The 21573-nt window shown below is 70.1% G+C and carries 19 protein-coding genes and 1 pseudogene; 16 read left to right on the forward strand and 4 right to left on the reverse strand.

Annotation, left to right across the window (positions count from 1 at the left end; genetic code table 11):
- Positions 1-12 precede the first annotated feature (12 nt).
- The 5 genes from T8T98_RS02840 to T8T98_RS02860 all read left to right on the forward strand — a co-directional run bounded on the left by T8T98_RS02840 (position 13) and on the right by T8T98_RS02860 (position 7670).
- The gene (locus T8T98_RS02840) at positions 13-774 is read left to right on the forward strand and encodes an ImuA family protein (protein ID WP_251104117.1); all 762 of its coding nucleotides are present in this window, start codon (positions 13-15) and stop codon (positions 772-774) included.
- Entirely contained in the window at positions 680-2200 is a 1521-nt protein-coding gene (locus T8T98_RS02845; RefSeq protein WP_322295803.1) for a Y-family DNA polymerase, read from the forward strand. Before T8T98_RS02840 ends, T8T98_RS02845 begins: the two co-directional genes overlap by 95 nt.
- Positions 2197-5427 (forward strand): error-prone DNA polymerase, encoded by a 3231-nt coding sequence (locus tag T8T98_RS02850; protein ID WP_251104116.1) that lies wholly within the window; start codon positions 2197-2199, stop codon positions 5425-5427. The genes T8T98_RS02845 and T8T98_RS02850 overlap by 4 nt, the downstream gene beginning before the upstream one ends.
- 127 nt (positions 5428-5554) lie before the next feature.
- Positions 5555-6352, forward strand: a complete 798-nt coding sequence (locus T8T98_RS02855; RefSeq protein WP_251104115.1) for a crotonase/enoyl-CoA hydratase family protein — start codon at positions 5555-5557, stop codon at positions 6350-6352.
- A gap of 85 nt (positions 6353-6437) precedes the next feature.
- The gene (locus T8T98_RS02860; protein WP_251104114.1) at positions 6438-7670 is read left to right on the forward strand and encodes a CoA transferase; all 1233 of its coding nucleotides are present in this window, start codon (positions 6438-6440) and stop codon (positions 7668-7670) included.
- A 31-nt stretch (positions 7671-7701) separates the two neighbouring features.
- Here the strand turns inward: T8T98_RS02860 and T8T98_RS02865 are convergent, their stop codons facing one another.
- Entirely contained in the window at positions 7702-8895 is a 1194-nt protein-coding gene (locus T8T98_RS02865; protein WP_251104113.1) for a GGDEF domain-containing protein, read from the reverse strand.
- A 276-nt stretch (positions 8896-9171) separates the two neighbouring features.
- Here T8T98_RS02865 and T8T98_RS02870 point away from each other — a divergent pair, with 276 nt between their 5' ends.
- The 4 genes from T8T98_RS02870 (at position 9172) to T8T98_RS02885 (ending at position 11867) form a co-directional block, all read left to right on the forward strand.
- On the forward strand, positions 9172-9864 hold the full coding sequence (locus T8T98_RS02870) for an outer membrane protein (RefSeq protein ID WP_251104112.1): 693 nt from the start codon (positions 9172-9174) through the stop codon (positions 9862-9864).
- A gap of 148 nt (positions 9865-10012) precedes the next feature.
- Entirely contained in the window at positions 10013-10474 is a 462-nt protein-coding gene (locus T8T98_RS02875) for a carboxymuconolactone decarboxylase family protein (protein WP_251104111.1), read from the forward strand.
- Entirely contained in the window at positions 10474-11451 is a 978-nt protein-coding gene (locus T8T98_RS02880; protein ID WP_251104110.1) for a sigma-70 family RNA polymerase sigma factor, read from the forward strand. The genes T8T98_RS02875 and T8T98_RS02880 overlap by 1 nt, the downstream gene beginning before the upstream one ends.
- 71 nt (positions 11452-11522) lie before the next feature.
- Positions 11523-11867: a hypothetical protein gene (locus tag T8T98_RS02885; protein WP_251104109.1), complete on the forward strand. Its 345-nt coding sequence runs from the start codon at positions 11523-11525 to the stop codon at positions 11865-11867.
- A 107-nt stretch (positions 11868-11974) separates the two neighbouring features.
- Here the strand turns inward: T8T98_RS02885 and T8T98_RS02890 are convergent, their stop codons facing one another.
- Positions 11975-12682 carry an anti-sigma factor gene (locus T8T98_RS02890; protein ID WP_251104108.1) on the reverse strand — a complete coding sequence of 236 codons (708 nt, stop codon included), beginning with the start codon at positions 12680-12682 and terminating at the stop codon, positions 11975-11977.
- Complete coding sequence (locus T8T98_RS02895; protein WP_251104107.1) at positions 12679-13143, reverse strand: RNA polymerase sigma factor; 465 nt, start codon at positions 13141-13143, stop codon at positions 12679-12681. Before T8T98_RS02895 ends, T8T98_RS02890 begins: the two co-directional genes overlap by 4 nt.
- 107 nt (positions 13144-13250) lie before the next feature.
- Here T8T98_RS02895 and T8T98_RS02900 point away from each other — a divergent pair, with 107 nt between their 5' ends.
- The 4 genes from T8T98_RS02900 (at position 13251) to T8T98_RS02915 (ending at position 17018) form a co-directional block, all read left to right on the forward strand.
- Positions 13251-14516 carry a S8 family serine peptidase gene (locus T8T98_RS02900; RefSeq protein ID WP_251104106.1) on the forward strand — a complete coding sequence of 422 codons (1266 nt, stop codon included), beginning with the start codon at positions 13251-13253 and terminating at the stop codon, positions 14514-14516.
- A gap of 108 nt (positions 14517-14624) precedes the next feature.
- Positions 14625-15485 carry a PRC-barrel domain-containing protein gene (locus tag T8T98_RS02905; RefSeq protein ID WP_251104105.1) on the forward strand — a complete coding sequence of 287 codons (861 nt, stop codon included), beginning with the start codon at positions 14625-14627 and terminating at the stop codon, positions 15483-15485.
- 133 nt (positions 15486-15618) lie between these two features.
- The gene (locus tag T8T98_RS02910; RefSeq protein ID WP_237486669.1) at positions 15619-16350 is read left to right on the forward strand and encodes a cytochrome c oxidase assembly protein; all 732 of its coding nucleotides are present in this window, start codon (positions 15619-15621) and stop codon (positions 16348-16350) included.
- Positions 16347-17018: a cytochrome b gene (locus T8T98_RS02915; protein ID WP_251104104.1), complete on the forward strand. Its 672-nt coding sequence runs from the start codon at positions 16347-16349 to the stop codon at positions 17016-17018. The genes T8T98_RS02910 and T8T98_RS02915 overlap by 4 nt, the downstream gene beginning before the upstream one ends.
- Positions 17019-17031: 13 nt before the next feature.
- Here the strand turns inward: T8T98_RS02915 and T8T98_RS02920 are convergent.
- A pseudogene (locus T8T98_RS02920) lies at positions 17032-17655 on the reverse strand (c-type cytochrome); the annotation flags it as partial.
- Positions 17656-17699: 44 nt separating this feature from the next.
- Between T8T98_RS02920 and T8T98_RS02925 the strand changes: the two are divergent.
- Genes T8T98_RS02925 through T8T98_RS02935 form a run of 3 tightly spaced genes read left to right on the forward strand, consistent with a single transcriptional unit; the run spans position 17700 to position 21566 of the window.
- The gene (locus T8T98_RS02925; protein ID WP_251104103.1) at positions 17700-18089 is read left to right on the forward strand and encodes a c-type cytochrome; all 390 of its coding nucleotides are present in this window, start codon (positions 17700-17702) and stop codon (positions 18087-18089) included.
- Positions 18082-19029 carry a cytochrome c oxidase subunit II gene (locus T8T98_RS02930; RefSeq protein ID WP_251104102.1) on the forward strand — a complete coding sequence of 316 codons (948 nt, stop codon included), beginning with the start codon at positions 18082-18084 and terminating at the stop codon, positions 19027-19029. Before T8T98_RS02925 ends, T8T98_RS02930 begins: the two co-directional genes overlap by 8 nt.
- Positions 19026-21566, forward strand: a complete 2541-nt coding sequence (locus T8T98_RS02935; RefSeq protein ID WP_251104101.1) for a cbb3-type cytochrome c oxidase subunit I — start codon at positions 19026-19028, stop codon at positions 21564-21566. The genes T8T98_RS02930 and T8T98_RS02935 overlap by 4 nt, the downstream gene beginning before the upstream one ends.
- Positions 21567-21573: the final 7 nt, after the last annotated feature.

Consider the following 21573-nt stretch of genomic DNA (forward strand, 5'->3'; position numbering starts at 1 on the left):
TAATGGGAACATATGACCGATTCGCCGATCCTGTGCCTGGGCTCCAGGGCCCTGTCCGCGCCCGTGCCGAAAGGCCGCGGCGTGATCGGGCTCGATGTGCCAGAGGTGGATCGCTGGCTGAAAGGCGGCCTGCGGCGCGACGGCCTGCATGAATTCTATGCCCCGTCCGGCAGCCCGCCGGGGCCGGCAATGGCGCTGGCCCTGCTGGCCGGCATGCGCAATTGCGGCCAGGGCCGTTCGCTCATGTGGTTGCGGGCCCGCGGCGGCCGGCGAAAGGACGGGCCCCATGCGCCCGGCCTGGCCGAACTGGGAATCGATCCGGCCGCTCTCCTGCTGCTGGAACTGGCAGACCCGGCCGACCTGCTGGTGGCAGGGGTGGAAAGCCTCCGGCATGGCGGGGCGGGGGCCGTGGTGCTGGAACTGCGCGGACGCTGCCGGGCGCTCGATCTTACCGCCTCGCGCCGGCTGGCCCTGGCCGCGGAACGCAGCGGAACGATGGCGCTGATCGTGCGGGGCGATGCCCGGCCCGTGCCCAGCGCGGCGCACACCCGCTGGCAGGTATCGGCCGCCCCCTCGCGCGCGCTGCCTGCCAATGCCCCGGGGCACCCGGTCTTCGACCTGCAACTGCTGCGCCAGCGCGGAGGGGCGGAAGGCCTCCACGTGCAACTGGAATGGAACCGTGAACAAGCTGTCTTCCGAACGCCGATATATGGCGATCCACCTGCCGTTCCTGCCGGCAGAACGGAGGATCGCCGGGCGCGTCGCGCCGCCTGAAACGGCCTTCGCCATCATCGACAAGCACCGGGGTGCGCTTCGCATCGTCGCGCTTTCGGCGGAAGCGGCGGCCCAGGGGCTGCGCCCGGGCATGGCCTTGGCCGATGCGCGGGCCCTCGTGCCGCACCTGCCGGCCTTCCCCCACGATCCCGCGGGCGACGGTGCCATGCTGATGCGGGCGGTGGAGGCGTGCGAACGCTATACCCCGATGGTGGCCCCCGACGGGGAAGATGCCCTCGTGCTCGACCTGACGGGCTGTTTCGAAGGCCAGGGCTGGACGCGCGAAACGATCGCGCGCGATGCCCTCGCGCATCTTGCCCGGATGGGTCTGGGGGGCAGGGCGGCCCATGGCCCGACACCCGATGCCGCGCTGGCCCTCGCCCGTTTCGGCATGGATGAACTGGCGGATCTTCCCGTCGCCGCGCTGGCCCTGGGCGCGGAAGCCGACCTGGCGCTGCGCCGCGCAGGCCTGCGCACGATCGGCGCGCTCGCGGCCCGGCCCCGCGCACCGCTGGCCGCGCGCTTCGGCCGGGAACTGCCCGTGCGGCTGGCGCGCCTGCTGGGGGAGGAAGACCGGCGGATCACGCCCCACCGGCCGGCAGGGGCGATCCGTGCCGAACGCCGCTTTGCCGAACCGCTGGCGAGCGTGGCGCCGCTGCTCGACGTGATCGAGGGGCTGGCGCAGCGCCTCGAAAGCGTGCTTGCCCGGCGCGGGGAAGGGGGGCGCCGGTTCGACGTCGCCCTGTTCCGCACCGATGGCCACGTCGCCCGCCTGACGGTGGCCTGCGGCCGCCCCCTGCGCGATCCGCCGGCGATCCGCCGGCTGTTCTCCGAACGCCTGGAATCGCTGTCCGACCCGCTCGACCCGGGGTTCGGTTACGACATGGCGCGCATGGCCGTGCCCCTGGCCGAGCGGCTGGAGAACGAGCAGCGCGACCTCGCCTGCGGAGAAGGGGGCGAGGCGCAGCCCGACCTCGCCCCCTTGCTCGACCGGCTGGCGGTCCGCTTCGGCCCCGACCGCATCCGCCGCTTCCACCCGCGCGACGAGCACCTGCCCGAATATGCGGCCCGCCCCGTGCCGCCCGAAAGCGGTCCGGCCGCCTGGCCCCGGCCGGAACCCGGCGAACCGCCGTTGCGGCCGCTGTTCCTCTACGATCCGCCCCGGCCGGTGGGGGTCGTGGCCGAAGTGCCCGATGGTCCCCCGCGCCGCTTCGTCTGGCGCGGAAAGCATCATCGCGTGGTGCGGCACGAGGGGCCCGAACGGATCGCCTACCCGTGGTGGAAACACCCGGAAGGACGCGGCCCGACCCGCGATTACTATCGGGTGGAGGACGAGATGGGGCAGCGATTCTGGCTGTTCCGCCACGGTCTCTACGCCAGCGAGAGCGACCATCCGCAGTGGTACCTGCACGGCCTGTTCGCATGACCGGCCCGCGGCCTTCCTATGTCGAGCTGGCGGCGGCGACGAATTTTTCCTTCCTGCGCGGGGCCAGCCCGCCTTCGGACATGGTCGCCCGCGCCCTCGAACTGGGTCATGCGGGTATCGGCATTGCCGATCGCAACACCGTGGCCGGGGTCGTGCGCGCCCATGTCGCCTTGCGCGACGCGTTCGAAAAGGCGGGGGAGGAAGGGGTGGCGCTCCCCCCCTTCCGCCTGCTGGTGGGGGCCCGCCTGGTCTTCGCGGACGAGACGCCGGATATCGTGGCCTATCCCGTTTCGCGCCGCGGCTGGGGGCGGCTGACGCGCCTGCTGACCACCGGCAACCTGCGGGCCGCGAAAGGCGCCTGCCTGTTGTACGAGACGGACCTGTTCGCCTTCCTCGAAGACCTGCAGCTCATCGTCCTGCCCCCGGCGGGCGACGCCTTGCTGGGGCGGCTGGCGGCCGCGGCCCCGCAGCGGGTCTGGCTGGGCGCGACCATGCTGCGCCGGGGCCGCGACGCGCGCCGCCTGGCCGGTCTGCGCGAACAGTCCGCCCGCACCGGCGTGCCCCTGATCGCGCTCAACGATGCGCTCTATGCCGATCCGGACGTGCGGCCGCTGCACGACGTGATGACCGCGATCCGCGAGAAGACGACCGTCCAGGCGGCCGGGCGCCGGCTTGCCGTCAACGTTGAACGGCATCTCAAGCCGGCGGAGGAAATGGCACGCCTCTTTTCCGCCGCGCCCGAGGCGCTCGCGGCGACGCAGGACTTCGTCGCCGGGGTGGATTTCACGCTCGACCAGTTGCGATATGAATATCCGCACGAGCCGGTGCCGCCCGGTTTCACCCCGCAGGAATGGCTCGAGGAACTCGTCTGGACCGAGGCGCGCGCCCGCTGGCCCGAAGGGGTGCCGGCAAGGCTGGCGGCCCTGCTGAACGAGGAACTGGGCATTATCGCGGCCGCCCGCTACGCGCCCTATTTCCTGACCGTGCACGACATCGTCCGCTTCGCGCAAGGCGAGGGGATCCTGTGCCAGGGGCGCGGGTCGGCGGCCAATTCGGCGGTCTGTTTCGTGCTCGGCATAACCGCGGTCGATCCGGCGGAGCACAACCTGCTCTTTTCCCGCTTCATTTCGCCCGAACGCAAGGAGCCGCCCGATATCGACGTCGATTTCGAGCACGAACGGCGCGAAGAGGTGATGCAGTATATCTACAAGCGTTACGGGCGGCACCGGGCGGGGATCGCGGCCACGGTGATCCATTACCGCCCGCGCAGCGCCGCGCGCGAAGTGGGCAAGGCCCTGGGCCTGAGCGAGGACGTTACCGCGCGCCTCGCGAGCACGGTCTGGGGCAGCTACGCCTCCACCTACGACCGACAGCGCTGTGCCGAGGCGGGGCTGGACCCGGACAACCCGGCGATCGCGCGGGTCAATGCCTTCGTCGAGCGGATACTGCACTTCCCGCGGCACCTGTCGCAGCACGTCGGCGGCTTCGTGCTGACGCAGGACCGGCTGGACGAGACGGTGCCGATCCACAACGCGGCGATGGAAGACCGCACGTTCATCGAATGGGACAAGGACGATATCGACGCGCTCGGCCTGATGAAGGTCGATGTCCTGGCGCTGGGCATGCTGACCTGCATCCGCAAGGCCTTCGCCCTGATCGAAACCCACCTGGGCCGGCAATACCGGCTCGACAGCGTGCCCGGCGATGCGCCCGATGTCTTCGCCATGCTCCGGCGCGGCGACAGCATCGGGGTGTTCCAGGTCGAAAGCCGGGCGCAGATGAACATGCTGCCCCGGCTGCGACCGAAGGAATTCTACGACCTGGTGATCCAGGTGGCGATCGTGCGCCCCGGCCCGATCCAGGGGGACATGGTCCACCCCTACCTGCGTCGCCGCCAGGGGATCGAGAAAGTCGAATATCCCTCTCCCGCTCCGCCGCACGACCCGGATGAACTGCGTGGCCTGCTGGGGCGGACCAACGGCGTGCCGCTGTTCCAGGAACAGGCGATGAAGCTGGCCATCGTCGCGGCCGGGTTCACTCCGTCCGAAGCGAACAAGCTGCGCCGGGCGATGGCCACGTTCCGCAACCTGGGAACGATGGAGAACTTCGAAAGCAAGCTGGTCGAAGGCATGGTCGCGCGCGGTTACCAGCGCGATTTCGCCCACCGCTGTTTCCGCCAGATCGAAGGGTTCGGCAGCTACGGCTTTCCCGAAAGCCACGCGCTGGCTTTCGCCCGTCTCGTCTGGGTGTCCGCCTATATCAAGTGCCGCTATCCCGCCGCCTTCGCGGCCGCGCTGCTCAATTCGCAGCCGATGGGATTCTATGCCCCGGCCCAGATCGTGCGCGACGCGCGCGAACACGGGGTCGAAGTGCGCCCGGTCGATATCAACCACAGCGACTGGGACTGCACGCTGGAACCGGCCCCCGGCGGGGCGTTCGCGCTGCGCCTGGGGCTGCGGCAGGTCACCGGCCTGCGCGAGGAATGGGCCCGGGCGATCGTCCGCGCCGCCCCCTGTGCCGACATGGAGGAGCTGGCGCGCAAGACATGCCTGCCGCAACGCGCATTGCGCCTGCTGGCCGATGCCGATGCACTGGGATCCATCGGCCTCGACCGGCGCGAGGCCTTGTGGGAGGCGCGGCGCATGCCGCCCGACGAATTGCCCCTGTTCGCGGCGGCCCGTGCGCGCGAACTGGGGGAAGAGCCGCCTGCCGCCCTGCCGGCCATGCCCCTGTCGGAAGAAGTCGCGGCCGATTACCAGACCACCCGCCTCTCGCTGAAAGGCCACCCGATGGCATTCCTGCGCCCGGTGTTCGACCGCGAAGGGGCCCTGCCATGCGCGGCCCTGGCCGATTGCCGCAACGGGGTCCGCGTGAAAGTGGCCGGCGTCGTGCTGGTGCGCCAGCGTCCCGGCAAGGGGAACGCCATCTTCGCCACGCTCGAAGACGAAGGCGGCATAGCCAATATCGTGATCTGGGCCCGCCTGTTCGAACGGTTCCGGCGCGAGGTAATGGCCGCGCGCCTGATGCTGGTGGAAGGCGAATTGCAGAAAAGCCGCGAAGGGGTGATCCACCTGATGGCCAGCCGCATCCACGACCGCACGGCAGAGCTCGCGCGCCTGTCGGAAGCTCACCAGGCCACGACGCAACTCTCGCGCGCGGACGAATTCGTCCACCCGCAGCACCCCCGCAACATGCGCATCCTCCCCCGCTCGCGCGATTTTCACTGACGGGAGAAACCGCTCGCGCAAATGCAACCGGGCGAGGTGTGATCCACCCGCCAATTAGCGCAGGCGCTTCACCTTGCGTCGCGCTTCCGCCCGCAATACGCCTTGCCGTGAATGGCGGGAGAGGGACATGGATCAGGTAAGGGTGGAGCGCGGCGAGGGGGTGACGACGATCACCCTGAACCTGCCGGAAGCGCGCAACCCCATCTCGGGCAACGACGTGATCGATGCGCTCCTCGACGCACTGGCGCAGGCCGATCGCGATACCGACGTGCGAGCGGTGATCCTGACCGGGGCCGGCACGGCGTTCTCCTCCGGGGGCGACCTGTCGAAGATGGCTCCGGGCAAGGGGCTGCGCGGGAATCATCCGGCCGAAACGGTCCGCAACTATCGCGACGGTATTCAGCGCCTGCCGCTGGCCTTCCAGGCGCTGGAAGTGCCGGTGATTGCCGCGGTGAACGGCCCCGCCATCGGCGCGGGCTGCGATCTCGCCTGCATGTGCGATATCCGGATCTGTTCCAGCGCCGCGGTCTTCGCGGAAAGCTTCGTGCGGGTGGGCCTGGTGCCGGGCGATGGCGGGGCCTGGCTGCTGCCCCGGGTCGTGGGGTGGTCGCGCGCGACCGAGATGGCGCTGACCGGCCGGGCCATAGATGCGGAGACCGCGCTCGACTGGGGACTGGTAAGCCGGGTCGTCGAGACCGACGAACTGATCGCCGCGGCGCAAGCTATCGCGGCCGAGATCGCCGCCAATCCGCCGCGCGCAGTGCGCCTGACCAAGCGCCTCCTGCGCGAGGCGCAGGACGCCTCGCTTGCCACGGTGCTGAACCTGTCGGCGGCTTATCAGGCGGCCGTCCACGAGACGCGCGATCATGAAGAGGCGGTTTCCGCCTTTCTCGAGCGACGCAAACCGACCTTCGATGGAAGTTGAGATTTAGGCCCCTACCCCCCTTGGGGTGGGCTGTGCGCGAGGCGGCATCGATCGCCGCGCGCTAGAGAGAGGAGCAGGTCGCCAAATGTATTCGTTGCTGTCGGGAATGCGCGTGGTGGAGGCTTCGTCGTTCGTGGCCTGTCCCACCGCGGGCCTTTACCTCGCGCAGATGGGCGCGGAAGTCATCCGGGTGGACCAGATCGGCGGCGGGCCGGATTTTCGCCGCTGGCCCCAGGCGCCCGGCGGCGGAAGCTATTACTGGGAAGGATTGAACAAGGGGAAGCTCTCGGTCGCGCTCGACCTTTCGGGCCCCGAGGGGCGCGAGCTGCTGGCGCGCCTGGCCACGGCCCCGGGCGAGCAGGGCGGTGTCTTCCTGACCAACTTCCCGGTCAACGGCTTCCTGTCGTGGGACAACCTGTCCGCCCTGCGGCGCGACCTGGTCCTGACCCGCGTGATGGGGCGGGCCGACGGCGGGCCGGCGCTCGACTACACGGTCGCCTCGGCCCTCGGCATTCCCTTCATCACCGGGCCGGAAAGCCTCGGCGACGAACCTGTGAACGCGGTCCTTCCCGCGTGGGACCTGCTGACCGGCGCCTACGCCGCCTTCGCGACCCTCGCGGCGCTGCGGCACCGCGAGCGTACCGGGGAGGGGCAGGAAGTTCGCGTGCCCCTGGCCGACGTCGGCATCGCCACGATCGCCAATCTCGGCCAGCTCGCGGAAACGCTGCACGGGGGCGATCGCAAGCGCTACGGGAACGACGTGTTCGGCGCGTTCGGGCGCGATTTCACCACGCGCGACGGGCAGCGTTTCATGCTGATGGCCATCACGCCGCGCCAGTGGACCGGGCTGGTCTCGGTACTCGGCATCGGCGAAGGCGTGGCGGCCATCGAGAAAGCGCGCGACACCTCTTTCGCCACCGACGAGGGCGAGCGGTTCCGTCACCGCGACGCCTTGTTCCCCCTCGTCGAGCAGGCAGTGGCCCGGCGCGACGGCGAGGAACTGGCGCGGGCGCTGGAGGCAGCGGGCTGCTGCTGGGGGCCCTATCGGCGGATGGAACAGGCCGTTCGCGATCCGGAGACCGTCGGGGCCAACCCGCTTTTCTCCGAGATCGCCCAGCCGAGCGGAGAAACCTACGCCGTGCCCGGCGCCATGGCGACCTTGCCCGCCTGCGATCGACAGCAACCGCGCCCGGCCCGCCCGCTCGGCGCCGACACCGAGCGGGTACTGACGGATCTCGGTGGGCTGGACTCGGGCGAGTTCGCCCGTCTCGTCGACAGGGGCATCGTGGGCGTTACCGACCGGGAGCCGCGGTCCTGACCGGGTGCCGGCATCACGCCGGGCCAGCAGGTCAAGCCAGTGCCGTGCGCGGGGAGGGGGGCTTGGGGGTCAGTTCGCCGAGCGCCAGGCTGACCTGGTTGCGCCCCGAACGCTTGGCCCGGTAGAGCGCGGAATCGGCGCGGCGGGCGAGGTCGAACAGGTTGTCCGCCAGGGTCAGCTGGGCCACCCCGAACGAGGCGGTGATCGTGCGATCGATCCCCAGTTCGGCCAGGGGCGCGGCGCAGAAGCGTTCGCGCACGCTTTCTGCAAACCGGCGGCCTTCGGCCAGGTTGCTGCCGGCCAGGAGAACGGCGAATTCCTCGCCGCCCAGCCGGCCGACCACGGCCCCTTCGCCGGCGGCCGTCTTGAGCAGCTGCGCGAAGCGGGCGATCACGGCGTCGCCGATCGCGTGGCCGTAAGTGTCGTTGACGGTCTTGAAGTGGTCGATGTCGGCCGCGACCAGGGTGACGGACTCGGCCTGCTCGCGGGCCGCGGCGAGCGCTTTCTCGGCATGGGCGTCGAACCCGCGGCGGTTGAGGATGCCCGACAGGACATCGGTTTCCGACCGCGCGACCATTTCGGCCGTCGCATCGCGCATCATCACCAGCAGCAGGACCAGCGCGAGCGAGACGAGGGTGATCGCGCCGAGCATCTGCGAGATCGCCGCATACGTGCTCGCCATGTAACCTTGCGATGCGCTGGCCATGCCGACCGCCCAGCCGATCATGGGTTTCGACAGGTAGGTGAAGGCAGCGAGCAGGCTGAGGGCGATGAGCAGGAGGTCCAGCGGTTCCCGCCGGCCGGAACGGACGATGACGAAGCAGCCCAGCACCTGCATGGCGAAATAGGGCAACTGGTAGAGGAAGCCGCGCTCCAGCGTGCCGTAAGGCAGCGTGAAGGTTACCGGCAGCGCGAGGAGGCTGACCAGCCAGATGGCGCCGAGGTACTTCGCGTGGCTGGTCACGGCGTAGTGCCGGGCGACCCCGATGACGCAGAACGTCAGGGTGAGGAGATAGACGAGGAAGATCGCCACTGCGACCGGCAGGGCGTTGGCCTGCCACGGAATCGCGAATTCGAGCAGGACCGTGAAGATCCCGGTCGCATAGCCGGCCGACAGCCACCGGGCACCGCTGGCATTGCGGTTCATCGTCGCCACCACGCCGAAGGCGATGGCGAAGATGCCCGCGATTACCATGTTGATGCCCAGGATATAGGCTGCGGTCATCGCTTTCCTCTTGTCGCGTCGCTCACCGTCATGCGCCGGCAATGGGAAAAAGCTGGTTAATGCGGCGGCCATTTTTCCCCCGTGCATCGCCCGCGGGGGCCTTCCCATCCACCTGGGGCCCTGCCGACCGAAGCCGCGCCGGGCCAAGGCTGGCGCTCGGCGGCTCCGTCATGGCGGGCGAGGACCAGGTCCGGCGACGAACAGCGCGGGCGCCCCGGCGGGGGCGGCGTCCGCGTGCCGGGCCGACGGCCTCGCCATGTCTGGAAAGGAAATGAAATGAAGGTCATCGTATTGATCGGTGCCGCTGGATTGACCCTCGCGAGCACCTCCGTCCAAGCGCAGGATCTCTCGGGCTTCCGGGTCGAGGGGCGCATCGGGTGGGAAACCGGCAGCGTGGACACGATCGCCCCCAACCCCGACGAGGATGAAGACGAGGAAGGCGACGAGTTCGTCCTCGCCTCGGCCGACGACGATCGCCCGTCGTTCGGCGGTGAAATCGGCTATGACGCCCAGCTCGGCCGCAGCTTCCTGGTCGGTGCCTATGGCGGGATCGACTTTTCCGACAATGCCATGTGCTCCGAGGTGTTCGAGGACGACCTTGCCTGCGGAGAGCTCGACCGCACCTTCACGCTCGGCCTGCGGGCCGGGGTGCCGATCGGCAAGTCGGCGCTGATCTATGCCAAGGGCGGCTATTCGAACGGCAAGTTCAAGGCGAGCTACGATGCCGACGTGACCGATAACGAAGAGGACGAACCGGGCGAAGTGCTGCGCTTTTCCGACACGCGCGACGGCTATCACGCCGGGGCGGGGTTCGAACTGGGCATTTCCGCGGGCGTCTATGCCAAGCTGGAATATACCTACACCGATTTCGGCGACGGTACCTACGTCCTCGACGAGGACGAGGAACTGGCGCTGGACATGGATACGGACCGGCACCAGGTCCTGCTGGGCCTGGGCGTGCGTTTCTGACAGCGAGGGAGGGGAGGCCGCCTGCGGTCTCCCCTTTTCGCATGGGGCAGCCCTTCCGGCCCGGCGAGAGGGCGAAAAATCTTCCCGCCATGTCACGCCGGGCGGTCCTGCGTCGTCTTGCAAGCGACCCGATGAAGGAGACCTTGCAATGACGACCGTGAAGCTCAATCCCTATGCCGCCGCCCCGCGGCTGATGAAGACCTGGACCGCGATGTCCGAGGCCGTCGTGGACAGCCTGGAGCCGGCGATCGTGGACCTGGTCAAGGTGCGCGCGTCGCAGATCAACGGCTGCGCCAACTGCATCAACATGCACACGATCGAAGCCCGCGCGAGAGGCGAGAGCGCGCAGCGGCTGCACCTTCTCGCGGCCTGGCAGGAAGCTCCGTGCTATACCGCCCGCGAACGTGCCGCCCTGGCGTGGACCGATGCGCTGACGCGGCTTTCGCACGACCATGGCCATGCCGCCGCTTACGCCGATCTCGCGGCACACTTTTCGCAGGAGGAACAGGTTCACCTGACGCTGATGATCAACGTGATCAACGGATGGAACCGGATCGCCGTTGGCTTCGGGCTGTGGTTCGAACCGGCCGATGCAAAGGCGCCGGCCTGATGGAGGCCGGCGAACGCGACCCCACCGTGCCTGACGACGCAGAGGCCGCTTTCGGCCCGCTGCGGCCCATGCTGCTACGGATCGCCTATCGCATGCTCGGTTCGGTCGCCGACGCGGAAGACGCGGTGCAGGAATGTTTCCTTCGCTGGCTGGCGACCGATCGCGCCGCGGTGCGCGCGCCCGGGCCGTTCCTGCGGCGCACGGTGACGCGCCTGTGCCTCGACCAGTTGAAATCGGCACGGCGGCGGCGCGAGACCTATATCGGCCCGTGGCTGCCCGACCCGGTGCTGGACCCCGAAGAGCCCGAGGATGTCACCCTGCCGCTGATGCTCGCGCTGGAACGGCTCTCGCCGCTCGAGCGCGCGGCCTTCCTGCTGCACGACGTGTTCGGGCAGGCCTATGGCGAGATAGCCGAGACGCTGGGGCGGGAGGAAGCCGCCTGCCGCCAGCTGGCCGCCCGGGCGCGGGCCCACGTCCGGCAGGCCCGGCCGCGCTATGCGGTGGATCGCGAGCAGGGCCTGGCGCTGGCGCAGGCATTCTTCGCCGCTTCGCGCAGCGGTGATACGGCCGCGCTCGGCGCCTTGCTCGCCAGCGACGTAACGCTCCACGCCGATGGCGGCGGCCGGCGCCCGGCCGCGGTCGTTCCGGTGACCGGCCACCGGCGCGTGCTGCAACTGCTTCGATCGCTCGCGGCGCTGCTCGCCAGGCGGCCTTCGACCCTGCTCGAAACGGGCATGATCAATGGCCTGCCGGGGTTCGTCACGCGCGAGAGCGACGGCGAGCTGCAGACGACCGCGCTCGAGATCGAGGATGGCCGGATCGCGGCGATCTACGTCATGCGCAATCCCGACAAGCTGCGGCACCTCGACCGGCATCCGCCCCTGGCCGCCGTGCCCGATGCCCAAGGGGGGACGAGGGTGCGGGGACGAGGGTGCGGGGGGCTGCCTTTCGAAAAACTTCCGCCGGCGATGGATTAGGGGCGGGACCTCGTCCGTTTCCCTCCCGAGCGGCCGCGCGCAGCGGCCGCATCTGGAAGGAGACCTTGCCGATGAATACCAAGATCGTTCTCGCAGCCATCGCCCTCGGCACCGCCGGCGCCGCGACCGCGGCCATGCCGGTCCTGGCCGAAGAACAGCTGGCCCGCGCAGAGGAAGCGCGGATCCTGACCGCGCCGATCGCCGGGATCGAAAACAACCTCTGGTTCGATTACCGCCTCGATATCACCGAGGCGCAGAAGGAACTGGCGAGCGACCTTCGCCGGGCCAGCGACCTCGAGGACCGGCGCGACGCGTGGGAGGAATATGCGCGCGAACTGAAGCACGAACGCGAAGACTATATCCATGATATGGCGAAGCGCGGCTATCGCCAGGGAACCGTCTATATCGAAGGCTGATCGCCGCGCGCTGCGGCGTCGCGCGAGGAGGGGAAGGACCGGCAAGGCCGGTCCTTCCCTTTTTCGTGCCCTGTTCGCGCCCGGCAGCTCGCGCCGGCGAGGCCGGCCTAGCGCCAGCCCTGCGCCCGCGCCGCCGCCTCTTCGCCTGCATCGAGCGCGGGCCCGCTGGCCATCTCCTGCGCGCGGGCCAGCACCGAGGCTTCGTCCGCGCCGGCCATCCGGTATTCGGTCTGCGTGCCGGCCGATCCTTCGCCCTGCGTCTCGATCCGCCAGCCGCGCTCGTCCCTGCAGGCAATGCCGCTGCCCCCGGTGCCGCTGAAGGCGCGGCAGAACTCGCCGTCCCCGTCGCGGAAGCTGAGCAGGATGCGCGTGTCGGCGCCGGGCGCCTGCTCGGCCACCAGCGTCCGGTCGAGCACCGAGGCGAGCCGGTCGCCCGCATAGGGCGCGGAACCGCCGTCGCCGCGCGGGAAGAGGACCACGAGGGCGAGCGAGGCGGCCAGGGCCGGGCCGACGACCCAGCGCCAGCGCGGGACCGGCGGGCGCGGCTGGCGCCGCTCGCGCTCGGCCGCGAAGTCCACGACCCCGTCCGGCTCCGCCGCCGCGCCCGGGCGGAGCATGTCCGCCAGGCGATCGGGCACGGGCTCTTGCGAAATCGGCGCGAAATGGCCGGCGAGCCGCGCGCGCAAGGCGCGGTGTGCCTCCACCTCGCGGGCGAGGGCGGGATCGGCCTCGATCGCGGCAGCGACTTCGGCGGCGCGCCCCGCCGGCAATTCGCCATCGGCAAAGGCGGCCAGTTCATCGCGCGAAACGGTCATTGGGCCTCTCCCAGCAATTCGAGCAAGGCGTCGCGGCCGCGCACGAGGCGCGAATTCAGCGTTCCCACCGGGCAGCCGACGATCTCGGCCGCTTCCTTGTAGGCATAGCCTTCGACCATCACCAGCAGCACGGCCTCGCGCTGGTCGAGGGGGAGCGACTGCATCGCGCGGTCCACCATCGACAGTTCCACCGCCGGTTCCTGCGCCCCCTCGGCGCCCACGGCCAGGCCGGCCTCGTCGGCCACGAAGGTCTGCCTGCGCCGTGTCGCGGCGCGCCCCTCGTCGATCCAGACATTGCGCATGATGCGATACACCCAGCTGTCGAGCCGCGTGCCTTCCCGCCACTTGTGACGATTGGCCAGCGCGCGCTCGAGCGTCATCTGGCAGAGATCGTCACCATCCGCAGGGGTGCCGGCCAGCCCGGTGGCAAATCGGCGCAACCGGGGCAGCAGGTCCAGCAAGTCCTTGTCGAACGATGCGCTCAGTGTCTCTGCCTTCCGTGGATTAAACGTTCGGGGCGGGCCGTTTCATCCATGCTTAATCCAGTCCGGGAGATAGTTTACAGCCAATGCGCAGGATTTTCCTCATTTTCGCGGCCATCGCCGTGGTATCCGGGCCGCTCGCGGCCCAGGTCGCCCTGCCCGGCGTGCAAGTGCCGCGGGTGGGGGAGATCGTCGGCCCGGTCACCAGCGAGCTGGACAGGCAGATCGACCGTGGCAGCCGGCTGGCGGCGCGGCTGGCGCAGGACCGCCTGCGGGAGATCGACCGTTTCGTGCGGCGCAACGATCGCCTGGTCGAACGCGATGCCCGGGGCGATCCTGCGCGCCGGGGCGAATTGCTGGTCCTCGATGCCGACAAGGCCATGCTCGACCTGGCCCGCGGGAGCGGATACGGCGTTCTCGAAACCGGGACGATCGAGGGCCTGGACATTGCCTTTGCCCGCCTGCGGACCCCGGAGGGCAGCGAACTGGCCGAGGCGGAACGCGCGCTCGCGGCCCTGCTGCCCGGCGCGACCGTTTCCGCCGACAGCCTGCATTTCCAGTCGGGTGAGGTCGCGGCCGGTGGCCCTGCCATCGCGCCCGGCGGTGCGGGGTCGGCGTTGCCGCTCGCCGCCCGGGCAGCGGCCGCTGCCGGCGCGGGGGCGGGCGTCCCGGTCGGGGTGATCGACGGGGCACCGGGCAAGGCCGTGCCGGTCGCGCAGGTCCGCGGGTTCGCGGAAGGCGCGCCGATCGCCAGCCACCATGGCAGCGCGGTCGCTTCGCTGCTGGCGTCGGCCGGCGCGGGGCCGATCCGGGTCGCGGACGTCTATGGCACCGACAAGGCCGGCGGCAATGCCCTCGCCATCGCACGGGCGCTGGGCTGGCTTTCGGCCCGCGGCACGCGGGTCGCCGTGATCAGCCTGGTCGGGCCCCGGAACCCGGTGCTCCGCCGGGCCGTCGCCGCGGCCCAGTCGAAGGGCATGGTCGTCGTCGCCGCCGTCGGCAATGGCGGGCCGGCTGCACCGCTCGCCTATCCGGCGAGTTACGACGGGGTCGTGTCGGTGACCGCGGTGGATCGCCGCCGGCGCGCGCTGATCGAGGCGGGCCGCGCGCTCGACCTCGACTATGCGGCCCCCGGGGCCGATGTCTTCGGCCTCGATGCCAGAGGCAAGCGCGTCCGCCTGCGCGGTACCTCGTTCGCCACCCCGCTCGCCGCCGCGCGGGTGGCGCGGGCGCTGGGGCAGGGCGGCCGGTGGCGCGCGGTGCTCGACCGGGAAGCGATCGACCTGGGGCGCAAGGGCCGCGACGAGGTCTTCGGCCGCGGCCTCCTGTGCGCCGATTGCCGCGGGCACTGACGATTTTTTTCGCGCGGTGACGGATTAAACCGCGCCGACCATCCGTTTCCTGTTCGAAGCGGGCGCAAATGTTCATGCCGCGCCTGCCGACCAGGAAAGGAAGTCATCATGAAAAAGCTTCTTCTTGCCGCATCGGCACTCTCGTTCATCGCCGTTCCCCAGGCCCAGGCGCAGTTGCTTTCGGGCAGCGGCATCGGCCAGGTGACCGGCTCCATCGGTTCGCCCCTCGACAGCGTCCGCAGCCTCCCGCGCGAAACCCTGCGTTCGACCGTTCGCGGCGAAGCGCGCGGCGAAGCCCGGGGCGAGGCCCGCACGCGGGGCAGCCAGAACGTCGATCGCCGTTCGGGCCGCGTGTCGGCCGAACGTTCGATCGATACCGGCGTGACGGCCGCGGCCAGCGACCTCGTCGAAACGCCGCTCGTTTCCGGCCAGGGCTCGGCATCGGGTGAAGGCCGGGCGTCCGGTTCGGGCAGCGCCGAAGCGCAGCTGATCGGGACCGACGGCGTGCGTGCCATCGCCGGCGAAGGCGCGGCGCGGGCCCGCGGTACCGTGTCCACCGTGCGCAACGTAACGATTCCCGCCGCCGGCGCGGCGCGCGATCGCGCCGGTTCGCTCGCCGGCCAGGCCGCCGGCGCGGCGAGTGCCGCCGGCTCGGCCGAAGGCAGCGGGTCTGCCGCGGGCGAAGGTTCGGCCAATGGCCTCGGCAGCATGTTCGCCGCCGCCGGCAGCGCGGCTGCGGCCGGGCAGGGCGCTTTCGCGATCGCGCCGGGAATGCCGGTCGTCGCCTCCAACGGTGCGGCCGTCGGCAAGGTGCGCCAGATCGTCAGCGATTCGCGCGGGCGGGTCGAGCAGGTGATCGTCGAGGCGCGCGGGCAGGACCTGGCTATTCCGGCCGGCAATCTTGCCGCCGGGGCCGATGCCCTGGTGATCGCGCAGGGCGCCGGTTCGGCAACCGTCACCGAGGACTGAGCCGCACGAACCAGCCCCCCTCTTCTTGCGCGGCCGGGGGCGGTCGGGGCCTGGCCCCGGCCGCTCCCTTTTTCGTGCGTGCCCGGAAAAATTCGCCCGGACCCACCGGGCTCCCCGTGCGTTCATCAGGGCGATGGCTGTCGATCCTCCCGCGTGGCATCCCTATTGCGGCGTTGCGCCGCTGCCCGATGCGTGGTGGGAAAGCTGGAATCCCGATCCGCTGCTGATGGGCGTGCTGGCGCTGCTCGCCGGTGCCTGGTGGCACCGCCATGGCCGCGACCCGGCCCGGCGCGTCCCGGCCATTGCCGCGGGCGCGGTCGTGCTCTTGCTGTTCGTCTCGCCGCTCTGCGCTTTGGGCTCCGCGCTGTTCACCGCGCGGGTCGTGCACCATGTCCTGCTTGCGACCCTGCTCGCCCCGCTCCTCGTCGCCGCGTTCGACGTGCGCCGGGTGCCCGGGTCGCTCGCGGCCTGGACCGCGGTGCAGGCGCTGGTCTTCTGGGCCTGGCACCTGCCCGCCGCCTATTCCGCGGCGCTTTCGAGCGACGGCGTCTTCTGGGCCATGCAGCTTTCGATCACCGCCAGCGCGGCCCTGTGGTGGGCGCGGGTCCTCCGGGCGGAAGCCGGCGCCGCCGTGCTGTCGCTGCTGGCAACGATGGTGCAGATGGGCCTGCTCGGCGCGATCCTGACATTCGCCGGCCGCGCCTATTACGCCCCCCACTGGCTGACGACGCAACCCTGGGGCCTTTCGCCGATGGAGGACCAGCAGATCGCCGGGATCATCATGTGGGCGCCTGCCTCCGCCGTCTATCTGCTCTGCGCGCTGGCCATCCTGCACCGTTCCTTCACCGCAGAGCCGGCCCGGTGATCGAGGCGCTGCGCGACTGGGCGGAGCGGTATCGCAGCCGCGGCAAGTACACGCCCGTGGGGGTCGCCTTTCACTGGATCATGGCCGCGGTCGTCCTCTACCAGCTGTTCACCGGCTGGATGATGCAGCGCAACCTCGTCGGGGCGGAGAAGCTGGAAGCCTATGCCGATCACAGCCAGATCGGCCTCACGCTGCTGCTGTTCGGCGCGCTGCGCCTCGCCTGGCGACTGATGGTGCCGGGGCCGATCAACGACGCGGACGAACCCGGCTGGCGGTCCGACACGGCGCACGCGATCCACGCGGCCTTCTATGCCCTGTTCGTGATCGTGCCGCTGTCGGGGTGGATCATGTGGTCGGCGATCCAGCCGGCGCGGCCGCTATACCTCGCCGCGCTGATACCGGTGCCCGCGATGCCTTTCCACACGCTCAGCGTCGAATGGCAATATCGCCTGCTCGACATCGCGGAGGACGTCCACGTGATCGGGATCGTCGCGCTGACCCTGCTCGTCCCGGCCCATGCCGCCGCCGCGATCAAGCACCATTTCTGGGACCGGGACGATGTGTTCGAGGGCATGCTGCCCGAAGTCCCGGACGATTTCGGCCACCCGTCAGGCGCGCGCTATAGTCCGAGAGAGCAGCCATCTCGCTCTCGTCCAGACGCCGACTGATCGCGGTCATCACCCCCTGCGGGTCGCCGTAGCGCTTGCCGTCGCGCCAGTGGCGGAGCTGCCGTTCGAGATAGCGGGCCGGCTGGCCGGCAAGCGGCGGGTTGCCGTGGCCCCGGCCGCGGCCGTCGTCGCCGTGGCAGCTGGCGCAGGAAGGCAGGCCGCGCGCCGGGTCGCCCCGGTGGTAGAGCGCGACGATCGGCGGCGCACAGGCGGCCGCGGGGGGCGGGTCGGCGGCGTCCGCGCTCTCCGCCCCCGGCGGAGGCAGGGCCGCGTAGTATTCGCCGAGCATGACGCGGGCATCGTTGTCGAGGCTGCCGGCTATCCACTGCATGTGCGGATCGCGCCGCAGGCCCGCGTCGTAAAACTCCAGTTGCCGGACGATATAGCCGGCGTCGAGCCCGGCGAGCCGGGGCGTCAGCGCGCCGTCGCCCCCGCCGTCGAGCCCGTGGCAGGTCACGCAGGCCCCGGCCGGTCCGGCCGCTCCGCCGCTCAGCGCCAGGACCTCGCCGTTCGCCTCGAACGCGCTGGGCGGCGGCGTGCCGTTGTCGCAGCCGGCCAGGGCCACCGCCGCGGCCGGGATCAGGATCGACCTGGCGAAGCCCCTGTTCTGCGTGAAAACCATGCCCTTCGGGAACATGCACGGGGCGGCGCGGTTCCCATAGGCATGCGGGGCGGCGTGGCATGAAAGCTGTGGGGCAAATCTTCGGACACGCGGCCGCCCTGGGCTGCGCGCTGGGACTGGCGGCGTGCAAGCAGCCACCGGCCTCGCGCTATACGTTCGATGCCGGCCTGCGCGACAAGGGGCGCGACGTGATCGAGCGCGCCGGCTGCGCGGCCTGTCACGAGATACCGGGAATCGACTGGCCCGAGGGGCGGACCGGCCCCTCGCTCGCCGGGTTCGACGGGGTAGGGCCGATCGCAGGCTACCTGCCGAACACCCCGGCAAACCTCGCCCGCTTCGTGCGCAACGCCCCGGCGGCAAAGCCCGGATCGACGATGCCGGCCATGCCGATCTCTTCCGAGGAGGCCCATGCCGTGGCCGCCTATCTCTATGGAATCGACGATGATTGAGGCGCTCTGGGGCTGGCCGCCGCCGGTGTTCGATCCGGCCGGGCCCTATGCCGAGAGCGTGACCACGCTGGCCTGGGTGCTGCTGGGCATGGGCGTGGCGGTGACCGCGATCGTCGTCGCCGCGCTGTGGGTGGCGCTGCGCGGGCCGGACGCGCTCAAGCGCAAGCTGGGCGGGGAGCGAACCGTGTGGATCGGCGGGGTTGCTTTTCCCGGCGTCGTCCTGACCGCGCTGCTCGTCTGGGGCCTCGCGCTCACCGCCTCGCTGACCGAGGGCATTACCGGCGATGAGATGCGCGTTCGCGTAACCGCGGAGATGTGGTGGTTCCGCGTCGAGTACCTCGATGAAGACGGCAACGTCCTGGTGGCCGACGCGAACGAGCTGCATCTCCCGGTGGGCGAGCCTGTCGTGCTGGAACTGCAATCCGCCGACGTGATCCACAGTTTCTGGGTGCCGCACCTTTCGGGCAAGAAGGACATGATCCCCGGGCGCACGACGCTGCTGCGCGTCCAGGCCGACCGGCCGGGGCGGTTCGGCGGGGTCTGCGCCGAATATTGCGGGGGCCCCCATGCCCTGATGGGCTTCGTCGCGATCGCGCACGGGCAGGACGATTTCCGCCGATGGCTGGCGGCCAAGGCGCGTCGCCAGGCGGCGAGCGCGCCCGGCGGCGGGGCGGGCCGCCGCCTGTTCATGGACAGCGGCTGCGCGGCCTGCCACCGCGTCGCGGGCACGCCGGCCAACGGCCTCGCCGGGCCGGACCTGACCCATGTCGGGAGCCGCCAGACGCTGGGCGCCGGCATCCTGCCCAACAATCGCGGCACCCTGATCGGTTGGATCGGGGACAGCCAGTCGATCAAGCCGGGCAACCGGATGCCCAGTTACGACATGCTTTCGGCCGAGGAGCTGGAAGACATCGCGATCTGGCTCGAGCAGCAGAAATGAAGTCCGAAACCGGCTTCGACCACGATCTCTACCGGCTCTTCCCCACGCATCGGCCGCGCCCGGACGGCGAGGTGGAGGAACTGGAGCGGATCTGGGACAATCCCAAGGGCTGGGGCCTGCTGACCGTCGTCAACAACAATTACGTCGGCTTCTTCTACGTCGCGACGGCGTTCCTGTTCTTCCTCCTCGCCGGGATCCTCGCGCTGGGGATGCGGGTGCAACTGGCGGCGCCGCTGCAGGAATTCCTGCCGCAGGAAACCTACAACCAGTTCTTCACCATGCACGGCACGGTGATGATGTTCCTGTTCGCGGTGCCGATGGTGGAGGCGATCGGGATCATGCTGCTGCCGCAGATGCTGGCCGCGCGCGACCTGCCCTTTCCGCGGCTTTCCGCCTATGCCTTCTGGGCCTATTTCGTCGGCGGGCTCTGTTTCTTCGCCTCGCTCTTCGTCGGGCTGGCGCCCGATGGCGGGTGGTTCATGTACCCCCCGCTGACCTCGATCGCCTACAGCCCGGGGATCAACACCGATTTCTGGCTGCTGGGGATCGGCTTTATCGAGATCAGCGCGATTGCCGGCGCGATCGAGATCATCGTCGGCGTCCTGCGCACGCGCGCGCCGGGCATGACGCTCGACCGGATGCCGATGTTCGCCTGGGCCATGCTGGTCTTCGCGGTGATGATCGTGATCGCCTTTCCCAGCGTGATCCTCGGCACCCTGCTGCTGGAGCTGGAGCGGGCGTTCAACTGGCCTTTCTTCGATCCCGCGCGCGGGGGGGACCCGCTGCTGTGGCAGCACCTGTTCTGGTTCTTCGGGCACCCGGAAGTCTACATCATCTTCCTGCCCGCGGCCGGGCTGATGAGCATGATGGTCGCCACCGTCGCGCGCACCCCGCTTGTGGGATACCGCCTGAACGTGCTCGCCCTGGTGGCGACCGGGTTCATCAGCTTCGGCGTCTGGGCGCACCACATGTTCACCACCGACATGCCGCGGGTATCGGCCGGCTATTTCAGCGCGGCGAGCATGGCGGTCAGCCTGCCGGCGGGCATCCAGGTGTTCTGCTGGATCGCGACGCTTGCGGCGGGCCGGATACGCTGGTCGGTGCCCGCGCTGTTCATCGTCGGTTCGGTCCTGATATTCGTGATGGGCGGGCTGACGGGCGTGATGGTCGGCATGGTCCCGTTCGACTGGCAGGTCCACGATACCTATTTCATCGTCGCCCACCTTCACTACGTGCTGCTGGGCGGGATGGTCTTCCCGATGTTCGCCGCGTTCTATTACTGGAACGGGATGACCAGCCGCAATCCGCTGTCCGAAAGGCTCGGGCGGTGGGTCTTCTGGCTGATGTTCACCGGGCTGCACGTCACCTTCCTGCCGATGCACCTGACCGGCTTCATGGGGATGCCGCGCCGGGTCTATACCTACCTGCCCGACCGGGGGCTGGACCTGCTGAACCTCGTTTCCACCATTGGCGCCTTCACCATCGCGGCCGGGGTCCTGCTGTTCCTGCTCGACCTGGCGCGCAATTTCCGGTTCACCACCGATCACGACGCCGGCAACGTCTATGGCGGGGGCACGCTGGAATGGCTGCCGACCGGGATGTATTCGACCCGCTCGATCCCGCTCGTCCGCAGCCGGGAGCCGCTGTGGGACGATCCGGCGATCTGCGACGACGTGGCCGAGGGGCGCTATTTCCTGCCCAACAGCGCGACCGGCCTGCGCGAAACGATCATCACGTCCCCCGTCAACGCCGAGCCGCAGTATCTCCAGCTCATGCCCGGGCCGTCGCCCTGGCCAATCGGCGCCGCCGCGTTCACGGCGTTCTTCTTCCTCTCGCTGACGGTCCAGGCCTATGCCTTCGCCTGGTTCAGCGGGGTGGTCGCGACGGTCTGCGTGCTGCGCTGGCTGTGGGAGACCGACCGGCCGATCGCCCAGAAAGAGGCTGACATCGGCGCGGGCATCGTCGTCCCCATTTCGGTGACCGGCCCGCGCGGTCATGGCTGGTGGGCGCTCAACACGCTGATGGTCGTCATGGGCATGATCGCCGTCATGGGCGGTTTCAGCTATCTCTATCTCTACGGCATTCATCCCGAGGTGTGGATTGACGCCCCGCCGCTTGGCCAGACGGCGCTGGTCGCGGCGCTGCTCGCCGGCGCAATGATCGCGGCGCGCCTCGCCCGCTACCTCCTGTCTCGCCACGAAGCCGGCGTCTTTCCGGGGCAGGGGCCATGGCTGACCGCGACGGCCAGCGCGGCACTGATCGTCGGGGCGCTCTATCTCGACATGACCGGCTGGCAGGCCGCCGGCCTCGCCCCTGCCGACAGCGCGCAAGGGGCGACGGTCTTCGCGATGCTGGCCTACCAGGCCTGCCTCGCGGCGGTGGGCGTCGTCATGGCGCTCTACCTCGGCCTGCGGAGCGGCCGCGGCCTGCTGACGACGCCGGCCAATGTCACGATGGACGTGGTCGGCCGGTTCCTGTTCTTCGCGGCCGCGCAGGGGCTTGCGCTGAGCCTGCTCATGCGGACGATACCGGGGTGACGGCGCG

Origin of the sequence: Pelagerythrobacter marinus, assembly GCF_034375205.1 — a bacterium.
Lineage (GTDB): Bacteria > Pseudomonadota > Alphaproteobacteria > Sphingomonadales > Sphingomonadaceae > Pelagerythrobacter > Pelagerythrobacter marinus.